Raw genomic sequence first — 20,692 nt, forward strand, 5'->3', positions numbered from 1 at the left:
CCGCACAGACGGCAGTCGCGGGTGGGGCAGTGTCCCCGAGTCGCCCTCCCAAGCCTCGGCCGAACACCCATCCACACCCGCGACCACGTCCAGAACGCCGTACTTCCTGCACCGTTCGATCTCGCCGCCCTGCGAGATCGAACGCCACCTGCAGTGCTACGGCCTTCTCTCCCCCCTGCTGACTACAGCGTGCCACCGGCCCCCCGGCGTGCCAATCGCTCTCCGTATGAGGTTGTTGTGTACTCAACCTCACCCGAGGGGTGACTACCAGCTGGTGTTCATCGGCTTGCCTTCGGCGTAGCCGGCGGCGGTCTGGAGGCCGACGACAGCCCTCTCGTGGAACTCGGCGAGATTCGCGGCGCCGACGTACGTGCAGGAGCTGCGGACGCCGGAGACGATCGAGTCGAGCAGATCCTCGACGCTCGGGCTGTCCGGATCGAGGTACATCCGCGCCGACGAGATCCCCTCCTCGAAGATCGCCTTCCGCGCCCGCTGGAACGGTGTGTCGTCGGCGGTCCGCGACCGCACCGCCCGCGCCGACGCCATTCCGAAGCTCTCCTTGTAGATCCGCCCGTCGCTGTCGCGATGCGCGTCGCCCGGCGACTCGTACGTCCCCGCGAACCACGAGCCGATCATCACGCTCGACGCTCCCGCGGCCAGCGCCAGCGCGACATCCCGCGGATGCCGCACGCCGCCGTCCGCCCACACGTGCTTGCCCAGCTCACGCGCTCGCGTCGCACACTCCAGCACCGCGGAGAACTGCGGCCGACCGACGGCCGTCTGCATCCGCGTCGTACACATCGCTCCTGGCCCGACGCCGACCTTGACGATATCCGCGCCCGCGGCAACGAGATCGCTCACGCCCTCCGCCGTCACCACGTTGCCCGCGACAATCGGCACCTCGGGACTGAGGCTCTTCACGGTCCTGACAACCTCGATCATCCGCTCCTGGTGACCGTGCGCGGTATCGATCACCAGTACGTCGATTCCCGTGGCCAGCAAGGCTTTCGCACGCTGCTCCACATCTCCGTTGATCCCGATCGCCGCCGCGACCCTGAGCCGCTTGTGAGCATCGAGCGCGGGCTCGTACAAAGTCGCCCGGAGAGCGCGTTGCCGGGTCAGAATCCCCACGATCGTCCCCGCCTCGTCCACCACCGGCGCCAGCCGATGCCGCCCGTCGTGCAACAGATTGAACGCCGCCTCCGGATCGATCCCCGCCGGCACCGTCAGCAACTCCCGCGACATCACCGCATCCAGCTGCGTGAACCGATCCACCCCAGCACAGTCCGCCTCCGTCACCACCCCCACCGGCCGTCCCCCGTCAACGACCACCACCGCCCCATGCCCCCGCTTCGGCAACAGGTTCAGCGCCTCCCCCACCGTCCCACCCGGCGGCAGCACCAGCGCCGTGTCGTGCACCGGATCCCGATCCTTGACCCAGGCAACAACCTCCCCCACCACATCCACCGGAATGTCCTGCGGAATCACCGCCAACCCACCACACCGCGCAATCGTCTCCGCCATCCGCCGCCCCGACACCGCGGTCATGTTCGCCGCCACCACCGGAATCGACGCCCCACTCCCGTCCCCCGTCGACAGATCCACATCCAGCCGCGAAGTCACCCGAGACCGCCCCGGCACCAGAAACACATCACTGAACGTGAGATCCCCCGCAGGCTCCCGATCCAGATGAAACCGCATAAAAGGCTCCTTAGGCAGGCGAAACCTCGCCAGCCTTGCACGCACCCTGCTCGGTCACAAGCATCTCCGGGCGAGGCGCCTAAGAACCCGCCGCCTGCAACTCGTTCCGCCAGGAAGCGAAGAACTCACGGAGCGGCCCCACCGCGCCGGCGTCGACCGGCAGGTCGCGGTCTTTGAAGCGAGCCAAGGTACCGATCATGTCACCAAAGACATCAAGGCTGAAGCCGGCGTCCACCTCTGCGGCCCAAGCCAGCAAAGGATCCCGCCCGTAGCGCTGCGCCAAGACATACACATCGGCAAAGTCTCTGGCCTCGGCCCGATCGAACAACGCGATCGTCTTGCGCCCCGCCAGTTCTTCGAGGCCGAAGGTAGGCCCGGCGATGCGGACAGTGGCCGGGCGGCTGGGCGCCGAGTCGAGGGCGAGATCCTGGGTCGGTCGCGTGGTCAGGCGTTGCGCCGCCAGGGCTCCGCCACCGGCCAGCAGGAACCCAACGCTGGCGGGCAGACTGAAGAACAGTTGTGCCACTTCGATCTGAAACGAAGTCAGGCCGCCCTGCGAGGCAGCCGTGCCGGTCGTCATGCGGCGTCCTCGATCAGATGCGCCCAGGCTGCACGAACTTCACGCGGCAGGACCAGCTCCGGCCAGAGATCGATCAGCAGCGCTCCGTCGACGTACTGCAGGATGTCCTCCGGACCGCCCTCACGCAGCACTGTCTCGTACACCCTCGCGCGGTCGGCTCGGTCCCTCAGGTTGAACCGTCGCCCAGGGTCGGACCAGTTCAGATGCAGCGGCAGCGTCACCGTCCCGAACGCAACACTGACGTCCAAGTGAGGCAGATGCGTCGGCACCGACACGACTCTGCCACGTCCAGTAACTGTCTCGACAAATCTCACCTGCCGGCGAATGTCCAGCTCGTAGCCGGTCTCGGCGAGCAAGCGTTCGACGGTTTCGAGTGTCGGCGACTTCCGGCCGTGCTCGTACGCCGACAGTGTCGGCCGCGATGTACCGGCGCGGCAAGCAAGCTCGGCCTGCTTCAGTCCGGCGGCCTTCCGGGCTCGTAACAACAACTCAGCGGGTCGCATCGCCCTCACCTCCAGGTATCCAAAAGGATACCTCACCGCTAGAAAATAACGGCCGCCTCCTGCTAGCAGAAGGCGGCCGTGTTGCGCTGAATCAGCGGTGCAGGTCGAAGCGGTCGAGCTCCATGACCTTGTGCCAGGCGGCGACGAAGTCGGCGACGAACTTGGACTTGGCGTCGTCGGAGGCGTAGACCTCGGCGACGGCGCGGAGTTCGGAGTTCGAGCCGAAGACGAGGTCGGCGCGGGTGCCGGTCCACTTGACCTTGCCGTCGGGGCCCTTGGCCTCGAAGAACTCCTGGCTCTTGTCGGTCGACTTCCACTCGGTGCCCAGGTCGAGCAGGTTCGCGAAGAAGTCGTTGGTGAGCGTGCCCGGGTTCTCGGTGAGGACGCCGTACGACGAGCCGTCGTAGTTGGTGCCGAGGACGCGGAGGCCGCCGACCAGGACGGTCAGTTCGGGGGCGCTCAGGGTGAGCAGGTTCGCCCGGTCGAGGAGGAGGTACTCCGCGGGGAGGCGGTTGCCCTTGCCGTAGTAGTTGCGGAAACCGTCGGCGACCGGCTCGAGTGCCTCGAAGGAGGCGACGTCGGTCTGCTCCAGGGTCGCGTCCACGCGGCCCGGAGTGAACGGTACGACGATGTCCACGCCGGCGTTCTTCGCCGCGACCTCGACGCCCACGCCACCGGCGAGCACGATCAGGTCGGCCAGCGAGATCGGCTTCGGGAACGACTGCTGGATGCCCTCGAGCGTGCGCAGGACCTGTGCGAGCTGGTCGGGGTTGTTGACCTCCCAGCCGGACTGCGGCTGCAGGCGGATCCGGGCGCCGTTCGCGCCACCGCGCTTGTCGCTACCGCGGAACGTCGAGGCCGACGCCCACGCGGTCGAGACGAGCTGCGAGACCGACAGGCCGGAGGCCGCGATCTGCGCCTTCAGTACGTCGATGTCGTCGGCACTGACCAGCTCGTGGTCGACGGCCGGCAGCGGGTCCTGCCAGATCAGCGTCTCGGCCGGAACCTCCGGGCCGAGGTAGCGCACGACCGGGCCCATGTCGCGGTGGGTCAGCTTGAACCAGGCGCGGGCGAACGCGTCCGCGAACTCGTCCGGGTGGTCCTTGAACCGGCGCGAGATCGGCTCGTAGATCGGGTCGAAGCGCAGCGCCAGGTCCGTGGTGAGCATGGTCGGCTTCTGCTTCTTGTTCGGGTCGTACGCGTTCGGGATGATCTCCGGCGCGTCCTTGGCGACCCACTGGTTGGCCCCGGCCGGGCTCTTGGTGAGCTCCCACTCGTAGCCGAACAGGATCTCGAAGAAGTCGTTGCCCCACTTGGCCGGCGTCGTGGTCCAGGTGACCTCGAGCCCGCTGGTGATGGTGTCCGGGCCCTTGCCCGACTTGTACGTGTTCTTCCAGCCCAGGCCCTGGTGTTCGATGTCCGCGCCCTCGGGCTCGACCCCGACGTACTTCTCCGCGTCCGCGGCACCGTGGGTCTTGCCGAAGGTGTGACCGCCGGCGATCAGCGCCACGGTCTCCTCGTCGTTCATCGCCATCCGGCCGAAGGTCTCGCGGATGTCGCGCGCCGAGGCGATCGGGTCCGGGTTGCCGTTCGGGCCTTCCGGGTTCACGTAGATGAGACCCATCTGTACGGCGCCCAGCGGCTGCTGCAGCTCGCGGTCACCGCTGTACCGCTCGTCGTCCAGCCAGCCCGTCTCCGGACCCCAGTAGACGTCGTCCTCGGGTTCCCAGACGTCGGCCCGGCCACCGGCGTACCCGAAGGTCTTGAAGCCCATGGTCTCGAGCGCCACGTTGCCGGTCAGGATCAGCAGGTCGGCCCAGGAGATCTTCTGGCCGTACTTCTTCTTCACCGGCCAGAGCAGCCGGCGGGCCTTGTCCAGGTTGGCGTTGTCCGGCCAGCTGTTCAGCGGCGCGAACCGCTGCTGCCCGGCGCCCGCGCCACCGCGGCCGTCGCTGATCCGGTAGGTGCCGGCGCTGTGCCAGGCCATCCGGATCATCAGCGGGCCGTAGTTGCCGAAGTCGGCCGGCCACCAGTCCTGCGAGGTCGTCAGGACCTCGGCGATGTCCGCCTTCACCGCGGCCAGGTCGAGGCTCTGGAACTCGGCGGCGTAGTCGAAGTCCGCACCGAGCGGGTTCGAGACGGCCGGGTTCTTGGCCAGGATCTTCAGGTTCAGCTGGTGCGGCCACCAGCCCCGGTTGGCGCTGCCCGAGGTCGGGTGCACACCCTGACCGTGGGCCACCGGGCAACCGCCCGTCGCCTGGGCGTTGTCTTCGCCGCGGCTCTCCGTGCTGCCTTCACCGGGCAGCGGCTCGTGCGGCTCATGGTTGTCGGACATTCAGATCCTTCCAGGACTGGACGTTTTTCACGGGAAGCTCAAGGATTCGAAGGAGGTTCAGGCGCAGTCCGCGCAGAGCCCCCAGTAGATGACCTCGGCCTCGTCGATCACGAAACCGTGGTCGTCGGACGCGTGCAGACAGGGCGCATGCCCGACCGCACAGTCGACATCGGCAATCGCACCGCAGCTGCGGCACACCACGTGGTGGTGGTTGTCGCCCACCCTCGACTCGTACCGCGCGACCGAGCCGAGCGGCTGGATCCGGCGTACCAGCCCCGCCGCCGTCAACGTGTGCAGCGAGTCGTAGACCGCCTGGTGCGAGACCTCCGGCAGATCGTTGCGCACGGCACCGATCAACGAGTCCGTGTCGGCATGCGGATGCGCATAGACAGCCTGCAGCACCGCGACCCGCGGCCGCGTCACCCGCAGTTCACTCCCGCGCAACAGCTGCTGGAGTTCCTCGACGCTCGGCACCCCCGCAGTCTCCCGCCTTTTCTGGAATCAGTCAAGATTAGTTGTCGCAGCATCGACCGGAGACCGCAGACTGGAGTCATGACAGTCGTCGACCGCGTCGAACCACATCACCTACCGGACCTGGCCGCGCTCTTCCGCTCCGCCTGGTGGCTGACCGACCGCACACCTGACGAGACTGCCCGCATCCTGGCCGAGTCGGACGTGATCATCGCCGTCGTCGACGCTGAGCGGCTGGTCGGTTTTGCTCGGGTTCTCACCGACTACGCCCACGTCGCCTTGATTCTCGATGTCGTCGTCGCCCCGGACAGCCGCGGCGCCGGTCACGGCGCGACTCTGCTGGACGCGATCGTCACGCACCCAGATCTCCAGCAGGTCCGCAGCATCGAACTGGTCTGCCAGCCCGATCTCGTCCCCTTCTACCGGCGCTGGGGCTTCACCACCGATGTCGGCCGATCGCTTCTGATGCGGCGGAGCGGCTAGCCACCGAGAACGCGGGCGTCGGCGGCGGCGTCGTACCGGTCCTGGGCTTCTTGTACGTCGTCGACGTAGGACTCGGCCCAGATCCGGAGCGCTTGGAGGGGCTCGCGGAGGGTGCGGCCGAGGGCGGTGAGTTGGTAGTGCGGGTGGTCGGCGTCGGTTTGGACGCGCTCGACCATGCCGTCGCGCTCGAGGGCTCGGAGGGTGTCGACGAGGACCTTCTTGGTGATGCCTTCGACGCGGCGGTGCAGCTCGCCGAAGCGCAGCGGCTCCTCGGTGAGGAGGATGACGATCATCGCGGTCCACTTGTTCGCGATCCGCGCCAGCGAGGCTCGCGACGGGCACCGCTCCGAGAAGATCGTCCAGTCACGGCTGACTTCGGTCACGTTGAAGTAACCACCCTCTCCTCCGGCACGCTGGCATCCCAGCTAACCACGGAGGACGGACATGTCAGCTATCGATGTCGTAGGCAAGTACGGCGCGGCCGCGGCCGCCGGCGACCTGGAGGCGCTCGCCGCCACCCTGCACCCGGACGCGGTCTGGCACCAGCCGGGCGCCAACCAGACCTCCGGCGACCACGTCGGCCCGGAGGCGATCGTCGCGCACCTCGGCCGCTTCTTCGCGCTCAGCAACGGCACCTTCGCCCTGGTGACCGAGTCCGCCACCGAGAGCGGCAACCTCGTCTCCACCACGGTCCGGTTCAGCGCGCAGCGCGACGGCGTACCGGATCTGGATCAGCACGGCGTGGACGTCTTCCGCGTCGAGGGCGACAAGATCGCCGAGATCTGGCTGATCGGCGAGGACCAGGCCGTCGAAGACGCCTTCTGGGGCTTGGCCTGATCTCAGCTCACGGGGCGGGGTGGCGCGAGCCGCGTCAGCGCGACGTACGCCGACAGCCCGACGACAACATGCATGACCGCCAACAGGGCCACCCCGGCCGGCGACTGCCCGGACACCAGCAGCGCGAGATCGGCGATCATCGTGACCGGCACGATGATCATCGCGAGCCGCCGCAGCAACTCGACCGGCAGGGCAGCCCTCGCGGCGATCAGCGACCACGCCACCGAGGCGCCGGCGATCCCGAAGAACGTCAGCGACACATAGGCGGCCGGCTGAAACCCCTTGAAATCATCAGGTACGCCGAGCGCCGCCGTACCGACCAACGCCAGCAAGGTGTTCACCACACTCGCCGCCACAACAGCCACCAGCGCCGCACCAGCGAGCCGGCCAAGCCCCGGAGCGCGCGACCGAATTCCGTCAACTGCAGAAGCCGTAGTCATCGAATCCTCCTGAGCGTCACCCGGCACCTCACCGGCTGACTCCCAGCAAACCGCTCGCTCCTGCGAACCCCCTCGGAGTTTCCTGCGAATTGCCTGGCAGCGCTGAGGCCTACGGCTTCCGGGCGACCAGGATGTCGCGGACGATCGCCTGATCCACCCGGTGCACGAAGTCCTGGTACGGCGCCTCGTCCAGCGGCTCGAGTCCAGCCTGCGCAAGGATCTCGATGGCGGCCGATCGGCGGGCAACGTTGGTGTTCCACGCGATCCCCAGCGCGCCGCCGGACCGGAGCAACCCGGCCCACACCGGCGCGGCCGCCTTGAGCAGGTCGATCGGACTGCGGTGCAGCCCGCTCTCCGCCGTACGGCTGCCGTGTTGCACGCCGTACGGCGCGTCCGTGACGACGAGGTCGAAGCTGCCGGCGCGGTGAAACTCGAGCGCCTTCGTCGTATCGGCATTGACCACCGACACCTTCAGCTTCGAGCCGGCCTTCCAGTCCTCCTTGGAAAGCCCGAACGACGCGTCGAACCGATGCGCCACCACCTGGTGCTCGCGCCGAACCCGCACCACCTCGGCCTCGTGCTTGAACCGCTTGCGCTTCAACCAGGTCTGCAAGAACGTCGCATACGCGTCAAAGTCCTTGCGGTCGACATCAACCCCGGCCGCGTCGAACCCGTACATCAACGCCTGGTTCAGCGTCGTCCCGCGCCCACACAGCGGGTCGATAACACTGAACCGGCGCTCCAGCAGCTGCCCCGCGAACGCCGACGACAACATCGTCACGTTCAACAGCAGCTTGGTGAACAGCTCGTTCGTCTTCCCCTGGTACTTCTGAATGCTGATCAGATCACTGTCGAGCTTGTCGAGCGACCGCAGCTCAACCGGCTCCAGCATCGTCCCCTCCACCCGGAAGAGCGCGTAGATCGACGCCATGTTGGCCAACTTCGCCGCGTCGTCCGCAGACAGCTCATCGGCCTCGAACGTCACATACGGCACCCCGCCGATCCGGGTCTCCCCGACAGCAGACACCTCAGCCTCGAGCACCGTCCGCCCGAACAGCTCCAGCTCCGCCATCGTCAACCCGACAGACGACTCCGCATAAACCCGATTAGTCGAAGGCAGAACCAACAACGCATACCGAGCCATCACATCTCCCGAGTTCTCACACGACCAGCCACCAAGCAAGCGCGGCGGCCAACCCCAGCAGCCGAGCGAAGCGAAGGCTCGGGGGGTGCGGGTGGCGAAGCCCCCGCCCGCGGCAAGCGAAGCGCAGCCGCACAACACGACGAAGGCGAGGCGGCTTGCGCCTTCCGCAAGCACACCTCGCCCATCGACTTCGTGGAGCTGAGGGGATTCGAACCCCTGGCCTCTTCGTTGCGAACGAAGCGCGCTACCAACTGCGCCACAGCCCCAATTCGGGCCGCCGTGGTTTCCCTTGGCGACCGCGAAACTCTAACACGTTCGGGCCCGGGTTCTAAAACCGGTTCCTCAGTCGCCGACCGCGCGGCGGACCTCGGGTTCTTCGACCTGGGCGGGCGGGGATTCGATGATCAGCGGCTGCTCGGCCGGGTCGGTGGTCCGGGCGCTGGAGAAGACCTCGTCGTCGGTGAGGGAGATGGTGCGGACAGTGCGGTCCGGCGCCTTCTCCTTCATCACGTACATCGGCAGGGTGACCGGGACGGGGTCCCAGAGACCTTCGGTGGACGCGGCGGGCTTCTCGACGACCGGGGCGGGGTTGGCGGGGAGCTTGACCTCGATGGTGAGCTCGTCGTCGGGGGACGGTGCGGGCTTACCGGCGGGGCCGCGGTCGTGGTGGTTCTGCTTGCGGGTACGGCGTTCTGCCGCGAGGCGAGCGCGTTCGCGCGCCTGGCGGCGGAGCTGGACGCGAGTGAGCACCACGAACGCGACGATCAGTCCGGCCGGGATCGCGACGGTCCACCACAGCAGGATGCCGAGGCCGGCCAGGGCCGTGACCGACAGCAGTGAAAGGGTCAGGATCGACAGGACCCGCCGGCGGCGCATAGCGGCCACCCGGCGGGCTCGGTTGGGGACGTACCGCTTCGGCGGTGACAGGTCGTCGGCTGCTGCGACGGTGTCGGGCGAGGCGGTCTCGGTCGAGCCCGGCGGACGGACGACGTACCGGGTGGTGGCGGGGTCCCGGGACAGGACGCGGGCGTCGGCTGTCGAGGGCACCGCCGCCGAGCGGCGCCTGGCCTCGTCGTTCCGCTTCAGCATCATCGGGACGAGGTAGGCAGCCCACGCGGCGACGATCGCCACATAGATCAATCCTGTCGTCCCCATGCGACGACGCTAAGACCCAGCGCGCGTCAGATGGGGTACGTGGCGCGGTGTGTCGCAAGAAGACTCGTGTGACTGATGTGAATAGTACGGAGCGTAGTCAGGCCAATCGGGAGACGAGACCCGGCCCGACTTCCTCGCTGTTGAGCGCGAAGATGCGGTGGTCGCGCCAGTCGCCGTCGATGTGCAGGAAGCGCGGCCGCTCCCCTTCGTAGCGGAAGCCGAGCTTCTCGACGACGCGCAGGCTGGCCTTGTTCTCGGGCCGGATGGCGACCTCGATGCGGTGCAGTCCGAGGGTGAACCAGCAGTGGTCGGCGGCCAGCGCCACGGCGGTCGGCACGATGCCGCGGCCGGCGTACTGCTCGTCGACCCAGTAGCCGAGATTGGCCCAGCGGGCCGAGCCGTAGGTGATTCCGGAGACGGTGAGCTGGCCGACCAGCGGCCACTTCGCCCGGGCGCCTGCACCGGCGGCGCCGCCGTACGTGATGACGAACGGGAGCATCCGGCCGTACCGCGCTTGCCGGTTCCAGTCACGAGCCATGGCGCGGAACGTGCGCGCACCGTCGTCCGCACCGGGCGGCTGGGTCGCATCCCACGGCCGCAGCCAGCTGATGTTGCGCTGTCTCGCTGCCGCCCACTCACCGCCGTCGCCGGCGCGCAGCGGCCGCAGTGTGACCTGCCCGTGCTGGAGCTCGACAGGCCACTGCACGATCGTCATCAGTCGGTGTCCGTCCGCACATGGTCGCCGCCACGCACCTGCTCGACCGCATGCCGCAGCAACGGCTCCAGTACGGCGAGGCCGTCCTTCACGCCGCCACGCGACCCCGGCAGGTTCACGATGACCGTCGTACCGGAGACTCCGGCGAGCCCACGTGACAGTGCAGCAGTCGGTACGCCGTTGGCGACGCCGTACGCGCGGATGGCCTCAGCGATACCCGGCACGACCTTGTCGAGGACCACGGCTGTCTCTTCGGGCGTGCGGTCGGTCGGCGATATCCCCGTGCCACCTGTCGTCAGTACGACGTCGTACGCCGCAGCAACTGCAGCACGCAGCGCCCCTCCCACAGGTGCACCATCTGGCACGACCTGCGGCCCGGACACCTCGAAACCCCACTCACTCAACCGCTCCGCGATCAGCGGACCAGTGGTGTCGGTGTAGACGCCGGCCGCGGCCCGATTGGAGACGCTGACCACCAGCGCCTTCACGAGCGCTCCCACAGCCCGGTCTTGCCACCCTCTTTGCGCTCGACCCGTACGTCGGTCAGCTCGGCAGCCGGGTCGAGTGCCTTCACCATGTCGATGACGGCGAGCCCGGCCACGGCCACAGCGGTGAGCGCCTCCATCTCGACACCGGTCCGGTCGGTGGTCTTCACCGCCGCTGTGATCAGTACGGCGTCGTCCGCCACCTCGAGGTCGACCTTGGCGCCGGTGATCGCGATCGGGTGGCAGAGCGGGACCAGGTCCGGCGTCCGCTTGGCGCCCATGATCCCGGCGATCCGTGCGACGCCCAGCGCGTCACCCTTCGGCACACCGTCGCCACGGAGCGCGGCGACCACCTCGGCCGAGACCAGAACCTTGCCGGAGGCAACAGCTCGGCGGGTACCGACGTCCTTGGCGGAGACGTCCACCATCCGCGCCGCCCCCGTCTCGTCGACGTGGGTCAGCCCCCGGTCCTGCGTCATCCGGTCTCCTCGTCCAGCAGCAAGAGCTCCACCTGGTCACCGGCCCGGACCGACGTCACGTCCTCCGGGACGACGATCAGGGCGTTCGCCCGGCTCAGCCCGCCGAGCAGGTGGGAGCCGTGCCCGCCGACTGTACTGGCCATCCAGCCCTCGTCGCCGGACCTGGCCGCAGCGCGGACGAACTGTCGCTTCCCGGGCGGTGAGCTGAAGCCGTCCAGCGACACTCCGCGCGCGAGACCGCGCCGGTACGGCATCTGACCCATCAGCTTGCGTAGCGCCGGTCGCACGAACACCTCGAACGACACGTACGCCGAGACCGGGTTCCCGGGCAGCGTGAAGATCGGTACCTCGTCGGGGCCCAGCACTCCGAAGCCCTGCGGCTTTCCGGGCTGCATGGCGACCTCAGGGAAGTCCACGGTGCCCGTCTTCGACAGCACCTCTTTCACGATGTCGTATGCGCCCTTGCTGACACCACCGGTGGTGATGACCAGGTCTGCCCGGGACAGCTGGTCGTTCAGGGTGTCCATGATCTTCTTCGGGTCGTCGTCGACCACGCCGACCCGGTAGACCTCAGCGCCGGCGTCTCGCGCACACGCAGCCATGGTGTAGCTGTTCGAGTCATAGATCTGCCCGTCGCCCAGAGCGGCGCCCAGCTCGCGTAGCTCCGAGCCGGTCGACACCACGACGACCCGCGGTCGCGGCCGCGCCTTCACTCGCGCACGACCAACAGCAGCCAGTACGGCGATCTGTCGCGGCCCCAGCAGCGTGTCCCGCTCGAGCACCTGCTGACCGGCTTTCACGTCCTCACCGAACCGGCGTACCGATCCACCGAGCGGCGGCTGCTTCTCGATCCGCACGTTGACCGTGCCACCGTCGGTCCACTCCACCGGTACGACGCTGTCCGCGCCGCGCGGCATCGGTGCGCCGGTCATGATCCGCATGCACGTACCGGGCGTGACGATGGTCGGCACACTCTGCCCAGCACGCTGCTCACCGATCACCGGCAACGTCACCGCGGTTTCGGCGCTCGCACCGGCCAGGTCCTCCGCACGAACGGCGTACCCGTCCATGGCCGAGTTGTCGAAGCCCGGCAGGTTCACTCCGGAGACGATGTCCTCGGCGAGCACCAGGCCGAGCGTCTCCATCAGCGGTTGGTCGAACGCCGGCAGCGCGGTCACCCGCCCGAGCACGGCCTCCAGATGCTCCTCAACACTGCGCTTCACCTGAACGACCCTAGTCGGTGGTGCGCTCCGGGTGCTTACCCCACACCATCCGGACGTCCGGTGCGCGCTCCTCGTTCGCTGCGCCGTCGGTACGCCGTACCTCGACGAAGCCGTGTGAGCGGTAGAACGCCTGGGCGCGCAGGTTGCTCTGGAAGGTCCACAGTGCGAGTCCGCCGGGGCGCAGGTCCTTGGCCAGGTCCACCAGCGTCGATCCGATCCCACGGCCGGCCAGCTCCGGGTCGACGTACAGCTGGTCGAGGTCGTCTCCGTCCAGCGTCAGTACGGCGACGATCCGGCCGTCGTCGAGCCCCACCCAGGTCTGCGCGTCCGGTAGGAGCACGTCGGCGAACCAGGTCGCCACCTGCTCGGCAGTGTGGATCGCCGGCGGCAGCTGTGTGCCCGGTGCGTGCCGGGAGCGCCACCAGACCTGTGCGGCCTCGTCGGTGTCGTAGGGTTCCAGCGGCCGGATCAGGAGGTCGTCCATCAGCCTTCGAGAACCGTCCCGTCCGGGATCAGCCGCCGCTCACCCGCGGGGGCCTCGATCTCGACGTCACCGACCACTGTGACGTCCTTGCCGAACACCACGTCACCGCGCACCTCGAGCCGGTCGGCCCGGACCAGCGAGGGCGGCCCGGCGACGAAGTGCGCGTCGAAGTCGGCCAGGATCTTGAAGTGCTCCGGGTCCAGATCGACGTACGGCTCGTCGCCCTCGTGCGTGGTGGTGAGGTCGCCGGCGTCGTCGAGCTCGTAGACGTCCGAGCGCAGCACCAGCAGGTCGTTGGTGGTCTTGACCGGCTTGAACCGGCTGCGGTCGACGATCACCGCCTGCGAGCCCTCGAAGGTCTCGATCGCGGTCCCCATCCCCGTCTCCAGCTGGATCACCTTCGGCGAGCTGGGGTCGGCCGGGTCGACCGTCTTGCGGTTCACCATGATCGGCAGCCCGAGGATGCCGTCGTGGCCGTCCATCAGCTCGGCCAGCCGGTCCAGGTCGATCCACAGGTTGTTGGTGTTGAACGTGCGGTGCCGGGTGACGTCCTGGAAGTACTTGGTGTCCTCCTCGGCGACCTGCGCGCTGTCCCGCAGGATCAGCCGGCCGTCGGACTTGCGGACCGCCACGTGCCCGCCCTTGCGGTCGGACCGGGTCCGCCGGCAGACCTCCATCCCGAACGGCACGTCGTGCTCGGCCATCCAGGCGGCGATCCGCGGGTCCGCGGTCGCACCGAGGTTGTCGGCGTTCGAGATGAACGCGTGCCGGAAGCCGTGCTCGCGGAGCGCGTCCAGCGTGCCGGAGGCGACCAGAGCGGTGAACAGGTCACCGTGACCCGGCGGGCACCACGCCAGCTCGGGATCGGCCTCCCACTCGGCCGGTGTGAGGTCGTCCGCGAGCAGCTTGGGTTCCATGTTCTGCAGGAAGTCCAGCGGCAGGCCGTCGACCGGGAGGCCGTCGTACTCGCTCAGGACCTGGAGTGACTCCTCCCTGGTGCGGAAGGAGTTCATCAGCACCAGCGGCAGCGGTACGTCGTACTGGCGGCGCGTGCTGAGGATCTGCCGGGCGATGATGTCCAGGAAGCTCAGCCCGTCTTTGACCGGCAGCGCGGACTTCGGTCCGGTGACGCCCATCGACGTACCGAGGCCGCCGTTGAGCTTGATCACCACCGTCTCGGCGAGCGCGGCCTGCATCGCCTCCGGAGCCGGGTCGAGGTGGTCCAGATGCGGCAGGTCGCCCACCGGCTCGATGTCGTCCTCGCGGATCGTCCCCTGCTGGCCGGACTCCAGTAGCCGGTAGTAGTGGGTGAAGACGCGGATGGCCACCTCTGCCGCACCGGCCGCCCGCATCTTGTCCTGAGCCTGCTGTAACCCCGCCTCACTCATATGACAACCCTAGGGGACACGGAGCAATCGCAGTGTTAACCCCGTCACCCCCACCTACGATCGGACCGTGTTCGCGTCCAAGACCGTTGCGCGGCAGCACTTCCTCACCGCCCGCGCCGCAAGGCCCGCTGAGGACCTGCTGCCAGGTGCCCGCTCGCTCCGGATGCCGCAGCGCATCGCCCTGTACGTCTCGATGGGCGCGGAGCCGCAGACGGGCGCACTGATCGACTGGCTGCTGGCCGGCGGCCACGAGGTCCTGCTACCGATCCTGTACGCCGACAACGACCTCGGCTGGGGTGTGGCACCTGGAGCGGCCGATCTGGTGCCGGGGCGGCTCGGACTGTCGGAGCCCCGGGCCGATCTGGGCCCGGCGGCGATCAGTACGGCGGAACTCGTCATCTGTCCGGCCGTAGCCGTGGCGCGCGACGGCGTACGGCTGGGGCGCGGCGGCGGCTCCTACGATCGGGCACTCACCCGCACAACCCCTGGTACGCCGATCTGGGCAGCCGTCTACGACTCCGAGGTTGTGGAGGCACTGCCGTCCGATCCGCACGACCACCTTGTCGGCGCAGCGCTCACGCCGACCGGGCTCGTCCCACTCGGTTAACGCTCGGGCTTGCCCGTGAACGTCAGCGTGTGCTTGCGCTTCGCCTCGACCGCACCACGAGTGAACGCCCAGGGCAGCGTCTCGCCCTTCACCCAGAGCTCGGTCTGGTCGGTGTAGTTCTTCGAGAACGCGTGGCCCGACGTACCGGTCAGGTTGATCCAGCGGGACTTGTCGAAGTCCGACAGGTCGACCACCATCCGCATCGACGGCGTCGCGGTCACTTCGTAGCCCACCGACGCGTCCCAGGAGGTCGCGTCCACGATCGACGTCCCGCCACCCAGCTCGTACGGACCGCGGTTGAACAGCTTCTCGACCACTCCGATCCCGGAGGTGCCCAGCGTCTGGTTCTCCAGCGTGAGCTTGTGCAGCCGGCCCCACTGCCAGTTCGACGGCTCGCGGGCCATCTTCTTGGTGATCTCCTCGCGGGCGTCGACCAGAGCCTCACGCAGGATGTCGTCGCGGCTCTCGACCTGCGGCGTCCGCAGGTCGTCCCACCAGCTGTTGTTGGGCTGGGTGAGCAGGGTGTGCACGACCTCTACCCAGCGCGACCCGCCGTCCGGCCAGGCCTCCTTCGGCAGCTGGTCGTGGAACGTCAGCGCGAGCAGGTTGCGCCAGACGACGTTGAAGTACGCCGCCGGTGCGGAGTCGGCCGGCTGCGTGAAGTCCCAGTCCTTCAGCGTGTCCTGCCCCTGCCGGTCGAAGTCGTCGTTGATCCCGATCTTGAGCAGCGACGGCACCAGCATCTCGGCGGCCCGGTTCTTGGTGTCCAGCTGGATCGACGCCATCTTGGCCGCGTCCAGCGTGCCGGCCGACTTGATCCGCTCGAGGATCTGCTGCGAGCGGTAGCCATAGTCCCAGCTGTCGCTCAGGAAGTACGGGTACGTCTTCGGCACCACCGCCTGGTTCGCGGTGACGATGATCCCGTCGGCCGGGTCGAACTCGGTCGGCATCGCGTCGAACGGGATGTACTTGGTCCAGTCGTTCTTCGGATCCCAGCCGGCCACCGGCCACTTCCCGCTGGCGACCTTGCGGATCGGCACCAGCCCGGGCGCCTGGTAGCCGATGTGGCCCTCGGTGTCGGCGTAGATCAGGTTCTGCGAGGGGACCTGGAAGAGCTTCGCCGCCTCGCGGAACTCGGTCCAGTTCTGGGCCCGGTTGATCGCGAACAGCGCATCGGCGGTCTTCCCCGGCCGGAGCGCGGTCCACTGCAGCGCGACACCGTACGGCTTGGCGGCCTTGTCGCGGCGGGCGGCCAGCTCACCGGTCTCGCGCTGGTCGGCGCCGACGTCGGAGATGATCGGGCCGTGCCGGGACTCGCGCACGGTGATCTTGACCGGCTGGTCCTGACCGGCGACCTGGAAGGTCTCCTCACGCGTGGTCAGCGGCTTCCAGCGGTTGTTGTAGAGGACGTTGTTGCCCTCGATCCGCTCCAGGTACAGGTCCTGGACGTCGGGGTCGAGGTTCGTGAAGCCCCAGGAGATCGCCGTGTTGTGGCCGATCACCACGCCGGGCAGTCCGGAGAAGCTGAAGCCGGAAACGTCGTACGGGCAGGTGCGGCTCAGCTTGGTGCAGTGCAGACCGACCTGCGACCAGATGCCCGGCATGGTCGCGCCCAGGTGCGGGTCGTTGGCCAGCAGCGGCTTCCCGCTGTCGGTGTGGTCACCGGACACGACCCACGAGTTCGAACCGATGCCGTCGCCCTGGCCGAGCAGCTGCGGCAGGCCCTTGGCGACCTTCTCCACCGTGTCGAGTGACTTCAGCAGGCCGGCGGTCAGCATGCCGCGCCGGATCTCGTTGCCGGCCGGGGGCGTGGCACTGAACTTGCCGTCGGCGCCGACCGACGCCGTTGGGACGATCGGCTCGTTCCGGTCGAAGGGGTACGCCGGATAAAGGGAGTCGACACTCTTGGAAGGCAGCGTGGCGAGCAGCTTGGTCCGGGTGAGCTCCTCGTCCATGTTGCCGCCGAGGTCCCACGCCATCGCCTTCAGCCAGGCCAGCGAGTCGGCTGCGGTCCACGGCTCCGGACGGTAGTCACGGCGACCGTTCGGATCGAGGCCGAGGACGGCGTACTCGAGGCTGAGCCCGGAACCGCTGTGCTTGTCCAGGTACGCGTTCACGCCACGGGCATAGTCGTCCAGGTACTGCCGGGTGGACGGCTCGACCAGGCCGAGCTCCTTCTCCGCGACCCGCCGCCAGCCCAGCGTGCGGACGAACTTGTCCGTCTCCAGCGCGTCCTTGCCGAACAGCTCGCTCAGCCGGCCCGCGGTGACATGCCGGCGGAAGTCCATCTCGAAGAACCGGTCCTGCGCGTGCACATAGCCCTGCGCGGCGAACAGGTCGGCCGGGTTCGAGGCATAGATCTGCGGGATCCCGTTGCTGTCCCGGACCACCTCGACATCGGCGTCCAGACCCGCCAGCTCGACCGTCCCGTCGTACGTCGGGAAGGAGTGGCGGACGACGAAGACGGCAGTACCGGCGATCACCACGAGGACCGTGGCGACGGCGATACCGCAGATGATGACGGCTCGAAGCAGGCGACGCACGGACCCAACCGTAGAGAATGCGGCCCGAGGCCCCAAATGGGGGCCGGTTCACGCGGAAGTTTGGAATACTTCGGCCCGCTGACGCATTATTAGCAGTCGAGTAGTAGGAGTGCCAACGCCCGAAGGGAACCAACCGTGCCCACGTACCAGTACCAGTGCACCGACTGCGGTGAGGCGCTCGAGGTGCGGCAGAGCTTCACCGACGACGCCTTGACGGTCTGCCCCGCGTGCCAGGGCACGCTGCGTAAGGTCTTCAACGCGGTGGGTGTCGTCTTCAAGGGCTCCGGTTTCTACCGCACGGACAGCCGCTCGAGCGGTAAGAGCTCGGTCCCGGCCAAGGCCGAGACCTCCTCCTCGTCGTCTTCGACGTCTTCCTCGTCCTCCTCGGACAGCAAGCCGGCGGCCAAGTCTTCGGACTCGTCGTCGTCTTCTTCATCGTCGTCGTCGAGCAAGGGCAGCTCGTCCAGCGCTGCCTGATTTGGTCTGTGGATAACTGAAGAAGGCGCCAGAGAAGCTCGTACTTTCTCTGGCATGACAAGCCTTTCGTTCCTCCGCGATCTCTCCCGGGCCGCACGCTGGCACCGCCGTCTGCTGGCGGGTGTCGCCGCAGCGGCCGCGGTCTACTTCGGCCTGACCTCCCTCGCTCCGGCCGCTCCGCCGACAGTCGCCGTCCTTGCCGCGGCGCGCGATCTGCCCGGCGGAGCCGTGCCTGCCGGCGGCGACCTACGCTCGCTCGCCTTCCCCGCCGAGTCCGTCCCCTCCGGAGCGCTCAGACCCGGCACCGACCTCACCAGTCGCGTCCTGGCCGGACCTGTCAGAGCCGGCGAACCGCTCACCGATGCCCGCTTCCTGGGCCCAGGCCTCGTCCCATCCGGATCCGTCGCCTATCCGTTCCGCATCGACGACGCCGAGGTCGGCGCGCTGCTCCGGGTCGGCGACCGCCTCGACCTCTACGCCGGGACCAGTACGGCGACCGCCGCGGCCGGGCTCGTCGCCCACGCGGTCCGCGTGATCGCGCTGCCTTCGTCACGGTCGACAGGTGCACTGATCGTGACGGCAGTCTCCCCCGCCGTCGCCGCCAGACTGGCGCAGGCCACCACGAATTCGAGAATCAGCGTCGCCCTGACGCCGGATACGAGCTGATCGCTCCGGCGCGGGCCCTCGCGTGACGCGCGGCACAGTCCTACGTTGACCCGAGTACAACATCCGCTTCGTGGAGGCAGTGCTCATGCTCAAGGGCTTCAAAGAATTCATCATGCGCGGCAACGTGGTCGACCTCGCGGTCGCGGTCGTCATCGGCGGAGCGTTCGCTCTGGTCGTCAAGGCAATCGTCGACGGACTGATCAACCCACTGATCGCGGCGATCTTCGGCAAGCCGGACATCTCCGGCGTGCTGTCGTTCACCATCAACAGGTCAGAGTTCTCGATCGGCCTGATCCTGCAGGCGGTTCTCAACTTCCTGTTCGTCGCGGCGGCGATCTACTTCGTTATCGTCATGCCGCTGAACAAGCTGGCCGAGCGCCGCGCCCGCGGTCAGGAGCCGGAGCCGGACCCGCTGACCACCGACCAGCAGCTGCTGACCGAGATCCGGGACTTCCTGCGCGAGCGCTCCTAGTCCACGAACTCCACGATCGTCCGCACGAACTGATCCAGGTACGGCGGGAAGTCGGGCCGCGGTGGTTCCGGGTAACCGGCCACCTCCCGGCTTCCCGGAATCACCTTCAGCAGGGCATCGACCGTACGGCGCTGATGCACCGGGTTCTCGAGCAACGACGGAAGAACAGCTACCGGCACCCGGCCGAGGCCGGCCAGCTCGGCATCCGTCGTACCGCGAAGAGTGTCGCCGGCAAGTAGCCGATTGGCGTCGTCGACCCTGCAACCACGCCCCAGAAGACCGGCCAGCGTGAGCGTGTCGACCGCGGCGTCACCGGCGGTCGCGGGCCACGCGAGCAGCAGCCGATCAACCAGAGCGGGATAGATCAAGGCAAGCCGAGCAGCTGCTGTGCATCCGTTGGATGCACCGATGATCGTGACCGGCTCGGTGGAGTCGGCCAGGTGTTCACCAAGCACTTCGACCTCAACCGCCCAATCGCTCGGACGCTTCGGACGGTCCGGGGCCACAACGGTCAGGCCGACCGCTGTGAGCGCCGCGGTGATACCCGGCGCACCCCAGAAGGCTTCGGCGTCCATGGGCTCCCACAGGCCTCCATGGACGAGCAGAACCGTACTGCTCATCCGTGGTGCGGGGGGACCTCGCGCAGGATGCGCTCGTCATCGTCGCCGGAGGAGTCGCCTTCGCCCCAGCTCCGCGGGTCGTCGTCGCGGGTCTGGTCGGGCAGCACCGGCTCGTCGTCCTCGTAGGGGGTCGTCATGGTTCCAGGTTACCTAGTCGGCGGGGGCTCGCCGGTGCCGAGCTCACGGGGCTGCTCGGCGACCACCTCACCCTGGACGGCGTACGGGTCGACCTGCGGGGCGGTAGCGGCCTGGAGCAACGGCTGGATGCCCGGTTCGCCGTGCCAGCGGTCGCTCCCGAGCACCGACCAGGCGGTCAGTACGGACAGCGTCGGGATGGCGAGACCGCCGAGCTGCAGCGGTTCGGCGTTCTGGAAGCCGAAGGTGATCCGCCAGTTCGCCGGATCGGGATAGAACTCCTGCACCGAGTTGTAGTAGAAGCTCAACCAGCCACGCCCCGGTAGCTGACACAGGATCCGGTAGTTGGTCGCGACCGTCGGGACCTCTTGCAGGTCTCGCCACATCAGCTCGGTGTTGCGCTTGGCCGCGGCCTTGCGGCTCGCGTTGACGGCAGCGTTGGCCGCCAGCGCGCCGACCACGAGCGCCGGGTGACCGATGATGAAGCCGCCGCTGGTCGTGTAGCGGCCGCTCCCCCGGTACAGCCGGGCGTAGTGCGCCGGCGTGTTCACGTAGGCGACCTCACCCGGCTCGAGGACGAGACCGTAGATCATCAACGGCTGCGGGTGATTCCCGGACAGCAGCCAGCGCGCCCAGTCGATACCGAGCTGCCACTCGTCGCGTTCGCGCTGCGCCGTTCCGGCTCTGTCGTTGCGGGCCACGGCACAGCATCGTAGTCGGGAAAGGCGTACAGCGCGTGCGCGTTACAG

The 20,692-nt window shown here is 68.1% G+C and carries 25 protein-coding genes and 1 tRNA gene; 6 read left to right on the forward strand and 20 right to left on the reverse strand.

The annotated features are described in order from the left end of the window. Positions 1–264: 264 nt before the first annotated feature. The 5 genes from ABZS29_RS03495 to ABZS29_RS03515 all read right to left on the reverse strand — a co-directional run bounded on the left by ABZS29_RS03495 (position 265) and on the right by ABZS29_RS03515 (position 5,593). Positions 265–1,701 (reverse strand): GuaB1 family IMP dehydrogenase-related protein, encoded by a 1,437-nt coding sequence (locus tag ABZS29_RS03495; RefSeq protein ID WP_355458154.1) that lies wholly within the window; start codon positions 1,699–1,701, stop codon positions 265–267. A gap of 79 nt (positions 1,702–1,780) precedes the next feature. Beyond that, positions 1,781–2,281 carry a nucleotidyl transferase AbiEii/AbiGii toxin family protein gene (locus tag ABZS29_RS03500; RefSeq protein ID WP_355458156.1) on the reverse strand — a complete coding sequence of 167 codons (501 nt, stop codon included), beginning with the start codon at positions 2,279–2,281 and terminating at the stop codon, positions 1,781–1,783. Beyond that, positions 2,278–2,784, reverse strand: coding sequence for a helix-turn-helix transcriptional regulator (locus tag ABZS29_RS03505; protein WP_355458158.1), 507 nt, complete (start codon positions 2,782–2,784; stop codon positions 2,278–2,280). The genes ABZS29_RS03500 and ABZS29_RS03505 overlap by 4 nt, the downstream gene beginning before the upstream one ends. Before the next feature lie 91 nt (positions 2,785–2,875). Then, entirely contained in the window at positions 2,876–5,119 is a 2,244-nt protein-coding gene (katG, locus tag ABZS29_RS03510) for a catalase/peroxidase HPI (RefSeq protein WP_355458160.1), read from the reverse strand. 57 nt (positions 5,120–5,176) lie between these two features. Beyond that, positions 5,177–5,593 (reverse strand): Fur family transcriptional regulator, encoded by a 417-nt coding sequence (locus ABZS29_RS03515; RefSeq protein WP_355458161.1) that lies wholly within the window; start codon positions 5,591–5,593, stop codon positions 5,177–5,179. A 78-nt stretch (positions 5,594–5,671) separates the two neighbouring features. On the opposite strand from ABZS29_RS03515, the gene ABZS29_RS03520 reads away from it, so the two are divergent. Further along, on the forward strand, positions 5,672–6,073 hold the full coding sequence (locus ABZS29_RS03520) for a GNAT family N-acetyltransferase (protein ID WP_355458162.1): 402 nt from the start codon (positions 5,672–5,674) through the stop codon (positions 6,071–6,073). Here the strand turns inward: ABZS29_RS03520 and ABZS29_RS03525 are convergent. Further along, positions 6,070–6,456 carry a helix-turn-helix domain-containing protein gene (locus ABZS29_RS03525; RefSeq protein ID WP_355458164.1) on the reverse strand — a complete coding sequence of 129 codons (387 nt, stop codon included), beginning with the start codon at positions 6,454–6,456 and terminating at the stop codon, positions 6,070–6,072. The genes ABZS29_RS03520 and ABZS29_RS03525 overlap by 4 nt on opposite strands. Before the next feature lie 61 nt (positions 6,457–6,517). Between ABZS29_RS03525 and ABZS29_RS03530 the strand changes: the two genes are divergently transcribed. After that, positions 6,518–6,910 (forward strand): nuclear transport factor 2 family protein, encoded by a 393-nt coding sequence (locus ABZS29_RS03530; protein WP_355458166.1) that lies wholly within the window; start codon positions 6,518–6,520, stop codon positions 6,908–6,910. Between the two features lie 2 nt (positions 6,911–6,912). Here the strand turns inward: ABZS29_RS03530 and ABZS29_RS03535 are convergent, their stop codons facing one another. From ABZS29_RS03535 to ABZS29_RS03580, 10 genes are all read right to left on the reverse strand, one after another. Continuing rightward, positions 6,913–7,350 (reverse strand): DUF6069 family protein, encoded by a 438-nt coding sequence (locus ABZS29_RS03535; RefSeq protein WP_355458168.1) that lies wholly within the window; start codon positions 7,348–7,350, stop codon positions 6,913–6,915. Positions 7,351–7,459: 109 nt separating this feature from the next. After that, on the reverse strand, positions 7,460–8,422 hold the full coding sequence (locus ABZS29_RS03540; protein ID WP_355458170.1) for an SAM-dependent methyltransferase: 963 nt from the start codon (positions 8,420–8,422) through the stop codon (positions 7,460–7,462). 265 nt (positions 8,423–8,687) lie between these two features. Next, positions 8,688–8,760: transfer RNA gene (locus ABZS29_RS03545), tRNA-Ala, on the reverse strand. A 76-nt stretch (positions 8,761–8,836) separates the two neighbouring features. Then, on the reverse strand, positions 8,837–9,649 hold the full coding sequence (locus ABZS29_RS03550; RefSeq protein ID WP_355458172.1) for a hypothetical protein: 813 nt from the start codon (positions 9,647–9,649) through the stop codon (positions 8,837–8,839). Between the two features lie 97 nt (positions 9,650–9,746). Beyond that, on the reverse strand, positions 9,747–10,364 hold the full coding sequence (locus ABZS29_RS03555) for a GNAT family protein (protein ID WP_355458173.1): 618 nt from the start codon (positions 10,362–10,364) through the stop codon (positions 9,747–9,749). Further along, the gene (locus ABZS29_RS03560; protein WP_355458175.1) at positions 10,364–10,852 is read right to left on the reverse strand and encodes a MogA/MoaB family molybdenum cofactor biosynthesis protein; all 489 of its coding nucleotides are present in this window, start codon (positions 10,850–10,852) and stop codon (positions 10,364–10,366) included. Before ABZS29_RS03560 ends, ABZS29_RS03555 begins: the two co-directional genes overlap by 1 nt. Next, positions 10,849–11,328, reverse strand: a complete 480-nt coding sequence (gene moaC / locus ABZS29_RS03565) for a cyclic pyranopterin monophosphate synthase MoaC (RefSeq protein ID WP_355458177.1) — start codon at positions 11,326–11,328, stop codon at positions 10,849–10,851. Before moaC ends, ABZS29_RS03560 begins: the two co-directional genes overlap by 4 nt. Beyond that, the gene (gene glp / locus ABZS29_RS03570) at positions 11,325–12,551 is read right to left on the reverse strand and encodes a gephyrin-like molybdotransferase Glp (protein WP_355458178.1); all 1,227 of its coding nucleotides are present in this window, start codon (positions 12,549–12,551) and stop codon (positions 11,325–11,327) included. The genes moaC and glp overlap by 4 nt, the downstream gene beginning before the upstream one ends. A 10-nt stretch (positions 12,552–12,561) precedes the next feature. After that, complete coding sequence (locus ABZS29_RS03575; protein WP_355458179.1) at positions 12,562–13,035, reverse strand: GNAT family N-acetyltransferase; 474 nt, start codon at positions 13,033–13,035, stop codon at positions 12,562–12,564. Next, positions 13,035–14,423, reverse strand: coding sequence for a UTP--glucose-1-phosphate uridylyltransferase (locus ABZS29_RS03580; RefSeq protein ID WP_355458180.1), 1,389 nt, complete (start codon positions 14,421–14,423; stop codon positions 13,035–13,037). The genes ABZS29_RS03575 and ABZS29_RS03580 overlap by 1 nt, the downstream gene beginning before the upstream one ends. A 67-nt stretch (positions 14,424–14,490) precedes the next feature. Between ABZS29_RS03580 and ABZS29_RS03585 the strand changes: the two genes are divergently transcribed. Next, positions 14,491–15,030, forward strand: coding sequence for a 5-formyltetrahydrofolate cyclo-ligase (locus tag ABZS29_RS03585; protein WP_355458181.1), 540 nt, complete (start codon positions 14,491–14,493; stop codon positions 15,028–15,030). Here the strand turns inward: ABZS29_RS03585 and ABZS29_RS03590 are convergent. Further along, positions 15,027–17,573, reverse strand: coding sequence for a penicillin acylase family protein (locus ABZS29_RS03590; protein WP_355458183.1), 2,547 nt, complete (start codon positions 17,571–17,573; stop codon positions 15,027–15,029). The genes ABZS29_RS03585 and ABZS29_RS03590 overlap by 4 nt on opposite strands. Before the next feature lie 135 nt (positions 17,574–17,708). On the opposite strand from ABZS29_RS03590, the gene ABZS29_RS03595 reads away from it, so the two are divergent. The 3 genes from ABZS29_RS03595 to mscL all read left to right on the forward strand — a co-directional run bounded on the left by ABZS29_RS03595 (position 17,709) and on the right by mscL (position 19,188). Beyond that, a complete protein-coding gene (locus ABZS29_RS03595) occupies positions 17,709–18,050 on the forward strand; it encodes an FmdB family zinc ribbon protein (RefSeq protein ID WP_355458185.1) in 342 nt (113 codons plus the stop codon). Positions 18,051–18,104: 54 nt separating this feature from the next. Continuing rightward, a complete protein-coding gene (locus ABZS29_RS03600) occupies positions 18,105–18,716 on the forward strand; it encodes a hypothetical protein (protein WP_355458186.1) in 612 nt (203 codons plus the stop codon). 70 nt (positions 18,717–18,786) lie between these two features. Next, the gene (mscL, locus tag ABZS29_RS03605; protein WP_355458188.1) at positions 18,787–19,188 is read left to right on the forward strand and encodes a large conductance mechanosensitive channel protein MscL; all 402 of its coding nucleotides are present in this window, start codon (positions 18,787–18,789) and stop codon (positions 19,186–19,188) included. On the opposite strand, the gene ABZS29_RS03610 is transcribed toward mscL, so the two are convergent. From ABZS29_RS03610 to ABZS29_RS03620, 3 genes are read right to left on the reverse strand one after another with little or no spacing between them, the layout of a single operon-like run. Further along, positions 19,185–19,808, reverse strand: coding sequence for a hypothetical protein (locus tag ABZS29_RS03610; protein ID WP_355458190.1), 624 nt, complete (start codon positions 19,806–19,808; stop codon positions 19,185–19,187). The genes mscL and ABZS29_RS03610 overlap by 4 nt on opposite strands. Further along, entirely contained in the window at positions 19,805–19,945 is a 141-nt protein-coding gene (locus ABZS29_RS03615) for a hypothetical protein (RefSeq protein ID WP_355458192.1), read from the reverse strand. Before ABZS29_RS03615 ends, ABZS29_RS03610 begins: the two co-directional genes overlap by 4 nt. A 9-nt stretch (positions 19,946–19,954) precedes the next feature. Next, complete coding sequence (locus ABZS29_RS03620; protein WP_355458194.1) at positions 19,955–20,644, reverse strand: hypothetical protein; 690 nt, start codon at positions 20,642–20,644, stop codon at positions 19,955–19,957. Positions 20,645–20,692: the final 48 nt, after the last annotated feature.

The organism is Kribbella sp. NPDC005582, from assembly GCF_040605415.1.
In the GTDB taxonomy this organism is placed as follows: domain Bacteria; phylum Actinomycetota; class Actinomycetes; order Propionibacteriales; family Kribbellaceae; genus Kribbella.